Origin of the sequence: Aeromonas schubertii (assembly GCF_000820105.1) — a bacterium.
GTDB classification, from domain to species: domain Bacteria; phylum Pseudomonadota; class Gammaproteobacteria; order Enterobacterales; family Aeromonadaceae; genus Aeromonas; species Aeromonas schubertii.
In genome coordinates, this window is record NZ_CDDB01000040.1 from 68,706 (window position 1) to 76,951 (window position 8,246).

At 66.5% G+C, this 8,246-nt stretch carries 7 protein-coding genes; 6 read left to right on the forward strand and 1 reads right to left on the reverse strand.

The window, feature by feature from the left end:
• Positions 1–35 precede the first annotated feature (35 nt).
• Entirely contained in the window at positions 36–2,789 is a 2,754-nt protein-coding gene (gene torS / locus BN1133_RS08275; RefSeq protein WP_050666071.1) for a TMAO reductase system sensor histidine kinase/response regulator TorS, read from the forward strand.
• 1 nt (position 2,790) lies between these two features.
• On the opposite strand, the gene BN1133_RS08280 is transcribed toward torS, so the two are convergent.
• Entirely contained in the window at positions 2,791–3,255 is a 465-nt protein-coding gene (locus tag BN1133_RS08280; protein ID WP_050666072.1) for a GNAT family N-acetyltransferase, read from the reverse strand.
• Positions 3,256–3,429: 174 nt separating this feature from the next.
• Between BN1133_RS08280 and glyA the strand changes: the two genes are divergently transcribed.
• From glyA to ribBA, 5 genes are all read left to right on the forward strand, one after another.
• On the forward strand, positions 3,430–4,683 hold the full coding sequence (gene glyA, locus BN1133_RS08285; RefSeq protein ID WP_050666073.1) for a serine hydroxymethyltransferase: 1,254 nt from the start codon (positions 3,430–3,432) through the stop codon (positions 4,681–4,683).
• Positions 4,684–4,800: 117 nt separating this feature from the next.
• Positions 4,801–5,250 (forward strand): transcriptional regulator NrdR, encoded by a 450-nt coding sequence (nrdR, locus tag BN1133_RS08290; RefSeq protein ID WP_050666074.1) that lies wholly within the window; start codon positions 4,801–4,803, stop codon positions 5,248–5,250.
• Positions 5,250–6,359, forward strand: coding sequence for a bifunctional diaminohydroxyphosphoribosylaminopyrimidine deaminase/5-amino-6-(5-phosphoribosylamino)uracil reductase RibD (gene ribD / locus BN1133_RS08295; RefSeq protein WP_050666075.1), 1,110 nt, complete (start codon positions 5,250–5,252; stop codon positions 6,357–6,359). The genes nrdR and ribD overlap by 1 nt, the downstream gene beginning before the upstream one ends.
• A 1-nt stretch (position 6,360) precedes the next feature.
• On the forward strand, positions 6,361–7,008 hold the full coding sequence (locus BN1133_RS08300) for a riboflavin synthase (RefSeq protein ID WP_050666076.1): 648 nt from the start codon (positions 6,361–6,363) through the stop codon (positions 7,006–7,008).
• A 72-nt stretch (positions 7,009–7,080) separates the two neighbouring features.
• Positions 7,081–8,190, forward strand: coding sequence for a bifunctional 3,4-dihydroxy-2-butanone-4-phosphate synthase/GTP cyclohydrolase II (gene ribBA, locus BN1133_RS08305; RefSeq protein ID WP_050666077.1), 1,110 nt, complete (start codon positions 7,081–7,083; stop codon positions 8,188–8,190).
• Positions 8,191–8,246: the final 56 nt, after the last annotated feature.

An 8,246-nucleotide genomic window follows, 5' to 3' on the forward strand; every position in this document is an offset into this window, starting at 1 on the left:
CCCATTCTGTCGGCATCGACAATCAAGGTATGCGTATGTCCCTGCTCTCCAGCCTGCGTGGCCGGCTGCTGATCGCCTTCTCCCTGATGGCGCTGCTCACCCTGGGCGCTAGCCTGCTCGGCTGGCTGGGGTTGGGTCATATCGCCACTCTGGCCCAGCGCATGGAGCGCACTCTGCCGGCCCTCGACAGTGCCCGCGAGCTGGCTCGGGTCGGGGGCGATATTCTCACCACCTCGCGCCTGCTGGTGGCCTCTGACAGCGAGGCGGAGCGTACCCGTCAGGGGCAGCGCTTGACTCTGGAAGGGCGTCGCCTGGTAGCCCTGGTGGAGAGCCTGGACCGGGAGGGGGACGGGGCGCGGCGGGCGCGGCTCGAGCAGTTGCAGCTCGCCCTTATCGGTAACCTGGGTCGACAGGGGCTGCTGGTGGGGGAGCGCCTCAGCCTGGAACAACAGGGTCTGAATCTGCGTGAGACGCTGGTCAGTGACGCCGGCGAGGTGGCCGAGTTGGCGCGCAGTCAGATGGAGAACGCCCAGAGCCTGCTGGTGGCGGGAATGGGGGAGCTCTATGGCCTCACGGGGAGTGCGGCGAGGGTACGCCTCGATACCCTGCTCGATCGGGACCTCGACTGGCTCGAGCAGATGACAGAGCTGCGCCATCGCGCCCTCGCCCTGCAGCAGCGGATCGAGGAGATGGGGCGCGCCGCCAGTGGCAACGAGGTGACCGCCCTGATGAGACAGACCGACCAGGATCTGGCGGTGCTGGCATTACGCGCCCATGCCCTGGCCGACCCCGATCGGCAGGGAGCGGCCAGGGCCGCCCTGACGCGACTGGCACAGGCTGAACGTCTCGGTCGGGTACGCGGTCAGTGGCTCGATACCGAGCGAATGATCGGGGAGCTGGGTGAACGTAACCAACAGCTGATGGAGACCATGAATGGCGAGGTGGCCGAACTGGTGGCACAGGAGCGTGCTCGCCTGGACGAGCGGCAACACCTGCTGGCCGAGCGGCTGCGCCTGCTTACCCGGGCGCTGGCCCTGATCGGCCTCATCTCGCTGGTGCTGATGGGCATACTGATGGTGCGGGTGGTACAGCGCGGTATTCTGGCTCCTCTGCAGGAGGCTACCGGCGCCATCGAGCGCCTTGCCCACGGGGAGTTGGAGGTTGCCCTGCCCAATCCGGCCGGGAGCGATGAGCTGGCCGCCATGGGGGAGGCGCTGGAGGTGTTCCGGCGCAACGCCATCGAGCTGCGCGGCTATCAGTCCGAGCTGGAGCAGAGGGTCAGTGAGCGCACGCAGGCCCTCAACGAGGCCAATGACCGACTCGCCCTGGAGGTGGCTCGCCAGAAGGAGGCGCGCGCCGAGGCCGAGCAGGCCAACCGGGCCAAGTCGGTCTTCCTCGCGACCATGAGCCACGAGATCCGCACCCCCATGAACGGCATTCTGGGCGGGCTCTCCCTGCTCGAAGGGACGCCTCTCGATAGCGAACAGCGTCGCTATCTGGGGGCGGTGGAGCACAGCGGCGAGTCCCTGCTCGAGATCCTCAACGACATCCTCGACTACTCCAAAATCGAGGCGGGCCACCTGGAGGCGCGCCGCGCCCCGTTCGATCTGCGCGCCCTGCTCGGCGATCTGGTTGCCCTCTTTACCCCCAGGGCCGAGGGGCGCGGGCTGTCACTGACGCTCAACTGTGCCGCCACTGTCTCTGCCGTGGTGGAGGGGGATGCCGGCAAGCTGCGCCAGGTGCTCGCCAACCTGATCGGCAATGCCATCAAGTTTACCCGCCATGGCGGCGTGACCCTGACGGTGGGGCCGCTCGAGTGCGCCGGCCCCTGTCTGCAGCCCTGCTTGCGCTTCACGGTCAGCGACACAGGCCCTGGCATCCCGGCACATGAGCAGGAGGCGGTCTTCGAGGCGTTTCGCCAGCGTGGCCGCGATGCGGGTCACCCGGGGGGAACCGGATTGGGACTGGCCATCAGTCGTCGTCTGGTGCAGGCCATGGGGGGCTTTCTGGCCCTGGAGAGCCAGCCGGGGGAGGGGTGCCGTTTCTCGTTTTCCCTGTCGCTCCAGCCGGCCGAGCTGCTGGCGCCCGAACCGGTGACCCTGCACGTCGGGGGGGCCCACCTGTTGCTGGTGGAGGACAACCCCATCAACCGCCTGGTAGCCGAGGGGATGCTGCGCCGCCTCGGTCACCGAGTCACCCTGGCCGAGGATGGCCGCCGCGCCCTGGCCCTGGTGACCGAGCGCCCCTTCGATCTGGCGCTGGTGGATCTCAACCTGCCCGATACGGATGGCATCACCCTGCGCGAGGATCTTGCCGAGATCAGCCTGGAGGAGCACGGCCGCCCGCTGCCGGCCCTGGCGGTCACCGCCCAGATGTACCCGGAGGATGTGCAGCGCTGCCTCGACGCCGGCTTTGCCGGCTTCGTCGGCAAGCCCCTGCGCCTGGCGACGCTCGGTGCGGCGATCGCCGCCCACTGGCAGGGGCACCACATTGAGCCGGGAGAAGGCTCCGCGTTGCAGGGGTTGGCGAGGGACAGGGCCCTGCTCGGCGAGGAGAGGGGGGCGCGGCTGCTGGCCCTGTTCCACGAGCAGGGGGAGCAACTGGTCGGCGAGCTGCTGGCGAGCGAGCCCGGTGAGGCGCGCCGCCGGCTGGCCCATCGCTTGAGGGGCAGTGCCCTGAGTCTGGAGGCGACCCCCCTGGCGGAGTTGTGTCAGGCCATCGAGCGTGGTGAGAGCGGGATCGAGGAATTGGCCACCTGCTGGCGCCAGACGCTGGCTGCCCTGAAGTGACTCAAGACAGGGGCAGGGTCAGCAGCTGGCCGCGGGCGTCAGGCAGACCGACCGGCTGCCATCCGAGGCGATGGTAGAAGGCGACCGCCGGCAGGTTACTTGGCGAGACCCGCAGCCCCGCCCGCTGGCTGCCGGCGGCGCGGATCCGCGCCAGCGCCTGATCGTGCAGCCAGCGGCCGGCCCCCAGACCGCGCCAGGGTGGGCAGAGATAGAGCAGATAGAGGTAGCCCTCCTGCACCCCATCGGGGCGCACCAGCGCCGGGCTGAGCTCGAGCTGGCCGATGATCTCGCCTTCATGCCAGAGGTGATGCAGGCGACCGAGCGCCTGCAGGCGGGCGAGCCAGGCCAGGGTGTCCTGCTCGTCGAAGGTGTCGAGTTGGCCGAAGCTGATGCGCCAGGCATCGCGGCGAAACGGCAGGCAGTGGCTCAGGTGGGTGGCCGGGTCGGCGGGCAGCAGCCGGTACATGGATACTCCGGAGAGGAAGAGAGGCCCCATGGTAGCCAGGTTGCGGCATGCGACGCAATTTACAATTTATAAACAAATTTTTAAGTGGTCGGGCTGTCCCTTTGATCCCGGTCACGTTACAATGCGCGAGCCTTGATTTCACCCACGCGCAAACGATTTTCAGGAGAGAAACGGATGTTGAAACGTGACATGACCATCGCCGGCTATGATCCAGAGCTGTGGCAGGCCATCACCAATGAAAACCGTCGTCAGGAAGAGCACATCGAGCTCATCGCGTCCGAGAACTACACCAGCCCGCGGGTCATGGAAGCCCAGGGCTCCCAGCTGACCAACAAGTACGCCGAAGGCTACCCGGCCAAGCGTTACTACGGCGGTTGCGAGTATGTGGACGTGGTTGAGACCCTGGCCATCGAGCGTGCCAAGGAGCTGTTCGGTGCCACCTATGCCAACGTGCAGCCCCACTCCGGCTCCCAGGCCAACAGCGCCGTCTACATGGCCCTGCTGCAGCCGGGCGATACCGTGCTGGGCATGAACCTGGCCCACGGCGGTCACCTGACCCACGGCTCCCCGGTCAACTTCTCCGGCAAGCTGTACAACATCATCCCCTACGGTATCGACGAGTCCGGCAAGATCGATTACGACGACATGGAGCGCCAGGCCGTAGAGCACAAGCCGAAGATGATGATTGGCGGCTTCTCCGCCTACTCCGGCATCGTCGACTGGGCCCGTATGCGCGAGATCGCCGACAAGGTGGGTGCCTGGCTGTTCGTCGACATGGCCCACGTGGCCGGTCTGATTGCCGCCGGCGTCTATCCCAACCCGGTTCCCCACGCCCACGTGGTCACCTCCACCACCCACAAGACCCTGGCCGGTCCCCGTGGTGGCCTGATCCTCTCCGCCGCCGACGACGAGGAGCTCTACAAGAAGCTCAACTCCGCCGTCTTCCCGGGTGGTCAGGGTGGCCCGCTGATGCACGTCATCGCCGGCAAGGCCGTGGCCTTCAAAGAGGCGCTGGAGCCCGAGTTCAAGACCTACCAGGCCCAGGTGGTGAAGAACGCCAAGGCGATGGCCGCCACCTTTATGGAGCGTGGCTACAAGATCGTCTCCGGCGGCACCGACAACCACCTGATGCTGGTGGATCTGATCGGCCGCGAGCTGACCGGTAAGGATGCCGATGCAGCGCTCGGCAAGGCCAACATCACGGTCAACAAGAACTCGGTGCCGAATGACCCGCGCTCCCCGTTCGTCACCTCAGGGGTACGGATCGGTACCCCGGCCATCACCCGCCGCGGCTTCAAGGAAGCCGAGTCCATCGAGCTGGCCCACTGGATCTGCGACGTGCTGGACAACCACGACAACGACGAAGTGCTGGCCACCGTACGCGAGAAGGTGCTGGAGATCTGCCGCCGCTTCCCGGTCTATGCCTGATCACGGCCTTAATCCGGTTTGAGACCAATGCCACCCTCGGGTGGCATTGTTTTTTCAGGATTTTCGTGCCCGTGCTACACTGGCGCTCATTTCGTTACAGCCTGCTGCGGAGGCGTCATGCATTGCCCGTTTTGTAGTGCCGTGGATACCAAGGTGATCGACTCCCGGCTAGTGGCCGAGGGGCACCAGGTGAGGCGGCGGCGCGAGTGCCTGCAGTGTCGTGAGCGATTCACCACCTTCGAGATGGCCGAGCTGGTGATGCCGCGGGTCATCAAGAGCAACGGCTCACGCGAGCCGTTCAACGAGGACAAGCTGCGCGCCGGCATACTGAGAGCACTGGAGAAGCGTCCGGTGAGCATGGAGTCCATCGAGCAGGGTATCAACCGCATCAAGTCTGCCCTGCGTGCCACCGGCGAGCGGGAGGTGCCGAGCGAGCTGGTGGGCAACCTGGTGATGGAGGAGCTCAAGGCCCTCGACAAGGTGGCCTACATTCGCTTTGCCTCCGTCTACCGCAGCTTCGAAGACATTCGTGAGTTTGGCGAAGAGATCGCCAAATTGGAGAAGTGATGTTTAGCCAAGACGATCACCGCTGGATGAGCCGCGCCCTCGAGCTGGCGCGGCGCGGCATCTACACCACGGCCCCCAACCCCTGCGTCGGCTGTGTATTGGTCAACGAAGGCGAGGTGGTGGGTGAGGGGTATCACCAGCGCGCCGGGGAGCCCCATGCCGAAGTGCATGCTCTGCGGGCGGCGGGCGAGCTGGCCCGTGGCGCCACCGCCTACGTCACTCTGGAGCCTTGCTCCCACCACGGCCGCACTCCCCCCTGCGCCAACGCCCTCATCGAGGCCGGTGTGGCCCGGGTGGTGGCCGCCATGGTTGACCCCAATCCCCAGGTGGGGGGACGCGGCCTGCGCCTGCTCGCCGAAGCCGGCATAGAGACCGCGCACGGCCTGCTGGCGGCCGAGGCCGAGGCGCTCAACCCGGGCTTTTTCAAGCGCATGCGCACCGGTTTCCCGCGAGTGACCCTGAAGATGGGGGCGAGCCTGGACGGGCGCACCGCCATGGCCAGCGGCGAGAGCCAGTGGATCACCTCCCCCGAGGCGCGCCGCGACGTGCAGCGCCTGCGCGCGCGCCACGACGCCGTGCTCTCCACCGCCACCACAGTGCTGGCGGATGACGCCTCGCTCACCGTGCGTTGGGACGAGCTGCCCGAGAGCGTCAAGGCCGTCTACCCCATCGATCGCCTGCGCCAGCCGGTGCGCGTTCTCGTCGACTCGAAGAACCGCCTCACTCCGGCCCAGTCCCTGTTCGGCACGGGCGGCGAGGTGTGGCTGGCGCGCCACACCGCGGATGGTACTTGGCCCGCGTCGGTGCGCGAGACCCTGGTGCCGCGTCTGGGGGAGGGGCTCGATCTGGTGAGTCTCTTCATGGTGCTGGCCAGACAGAATATCAACTCTGTGCTGGTGGAGGCGGGCGCCTCGCTCGCCGGCGCCCTCATCAATGCCGGCCTGGTCGACGAGCTGGTGCTCTACCAGGCCCCGAAACTCTTGGGGGATGCCGGCCGCGGCCTGTGTCACCTGCCGGGGCTCGAGAAGCTCTCGCGCGCCCCCAGACTCGAGTTGACCGACGTGCGCCGCGTCGGCCCGGATATCCGCATCACAGCCAAGGTGGTTTGACATGTTTACCGGCATCATAGAAGCGGTCGGCACCCTGACCGCCCTGCAGCGCCAAGGGGATGACGTCACCCTGACGGTGCACGCCCCCGCGCTCGATTTTTCCGACGTGAAGCTCGGCGACTCCATCGCCACCAACGGGGTCTGCCTCACCGTCGTGAGTCTGGGAGAGCGCAGCTACAGCGCAGACGTCTCTCTTGAGACCCTCAATCGTACCCGTTTTGTCGACGCCAAGGTGGGCGATCGGGTCAATCTGGAGAAGGCCCTGCTGCCCACCACCCGCCTTGGCGGCCACCTGGTCTCGGGCCACGTGGACGGGGTAGGCCTGGTCAAGAGCAAGTCATCCAGCGGCCGCGCCATCGAGTACTGGATTGCAGCCCCCGGGGAGCTGGCCCGCTATATCGCCGAGAAGGGCTCGATCGCGGTGGACGGCATCAGCCTCACGGTCAACGCCGTGAAGGGATGCGAGTTTCGCCTCACCATAGTCCCGCACACGGCCCAGGAGACCACCATAGCCCAGTGGAAGCCGGGCACCCGGGTCAACCTGGAGGTAGATCAGATAGCCCGCTACCTGGAGCGCCTGATGCAAGGGGAGCGGGGCTCCCAGAGTTCCCTGACCCTGGAGAAGCTGGCCCAATCCGGCTTTTTGTGACCAAGACGGCATTGAAACGCCCCGGTCTGCCCTCATCTTGACCGGGTACCCCGAACGATTCTGGAGAAGCACATGGCTCTGAGCAGCACCGCCGAGATTATCGCCGACATCAAGGCCGGCAAGATGGTGATCCTGATGGACGACGAGGACAGAGAGAACGAGGGGGATCTCATCATGGCCGCCTCCTGCGTGCGGCCCGAGGACATCAACTTCATGGCCCGCTACGGCCGTGGCCTCATCTGTTTGACCCTGACCCGGGATCGCTGCAAGCAGCTGGCCCTGCCCCTGATGGTGGACCGTAACAACGCCCAGTTCTCCACCGCCTTCACCGTCTCCATTGAGGCGGCAGAAGGGGTCACCACCGGCATCTCGGCCGCCGATCGCGCCGTTACCGTGCTGGCCGCCGTGGCGCCGGATGCCAAGGCCGCCGATCTGGTGCAGCCGGGTCACATCTTCCCGCTGATGGCCCAGGACGGGGGCGTGTTGACCCGCGCCGGCCACACCGAGGCCGGTTGCGATCTGGCCCGGTTGGCGGGCCACGAGCCGGCGGCCGTCATCGTCGAGATCCTCAACGAAGACGGCACCATGGCGCGCCGCCCGGATCTCGAGCTGTTCGCCGCCGAACACGGCATCAAGCTTGGCACCATCGCGGATCTCATCGAGTATCGCAACCAGAACGAGACCACGGTGGAGCAGGTGGCCGCGTGCAAACTGCCGACCGAGTTCGGGGAGTTTGACCTCATCACCTTCCGCGACACCGTCGACAACCAGATCCACTTCGCCCTCAAGAAGGGGGAGGTCAAGCAGGATGCACCGACCCTGGTGCGGGTGCACCTGCACGATGTGCTGAGCGATCTGCTGATGACCGATCGCCATGCGGCGCGCAGCTGGCCGCTGGCCAAGTCGATGGCGCGCATCGCCAGCGAGGGGGGCGTGCTGGTGATCCTGGGTGCCGAGGCGAGCGGCCAGGAGATCATCAACCGGGTGCGCCAGTTCGAGGCGGTGGACAAGGGCGAGCAGCCGGAAGGGGCCAAGTGGCAGGGCACCTCGCGCCGGGTCGGCGTCGGCTCCCAGATCCTCAAGGCCCTGGGCGTGCGCCAGATGCGCCTGCTTAGCACCCCGAAGAAGTACCACGCCCTCGGCGGCTTCGGCCTGGAAGTGGTGGAGTATGTGGGCGAGTAGGCCCTAAGCCCAGGAAAAAGGGATGACCTCGGTCATAATGCCAGTCAGTTAAGACT

Excerpts from the sequence above, each read along its gene's own strand:
- torS (WP_050666071.1), top strand. The coding sequence starts at position 36 with ATGTCCCTGCTCTCCAGCCTGCGTGGCCGGCTGCTGATCGCCTTCTCC.
- BN1133_RS08280 (WP_050666072.1), bottom strand. The coding sequence starts at position 3,255 with ATGTACCGGCTGCTGCCCGCCGACCCGGCCACCCACCTGAGCCACTGC.
- glyA (WP_050666073.1), top strand. The coding sequence starts at position 3,430 with ATGTTGAAACGTGACATGACCATCGCCGGCTATGATCCAGAGCTGTGG.
- nrdR (WP_050666074.1), top strand. The coding sequence starts at position 4,801 with ATGCATTGCCCGTTTTGTAGTGCCGTGGATACCAAGGTGATCGACTCC.
- ribD (WP_050666075.1), top strand. The coding sequence starts at position 5,250 with ATGTTTAGCCAAGACGATCACCGCTGGATGAGCCGCGCCCTCGAGCTG.
- BN1133_RS08300 (WP_050666076.1), top strand. The coding sequence starts at position 6,361 with ATGTTTACCGGCATCATAGAAGCGGTCGGCACCCTGACCGCCCTGCAG.
- ribBA (WP_050666077.1), top strand. The coding sequence starts at position 7,081 with ATGGCTCTGAGCAGCACCGCCGAGATTATCGCCGACATCAAGGCCGGC.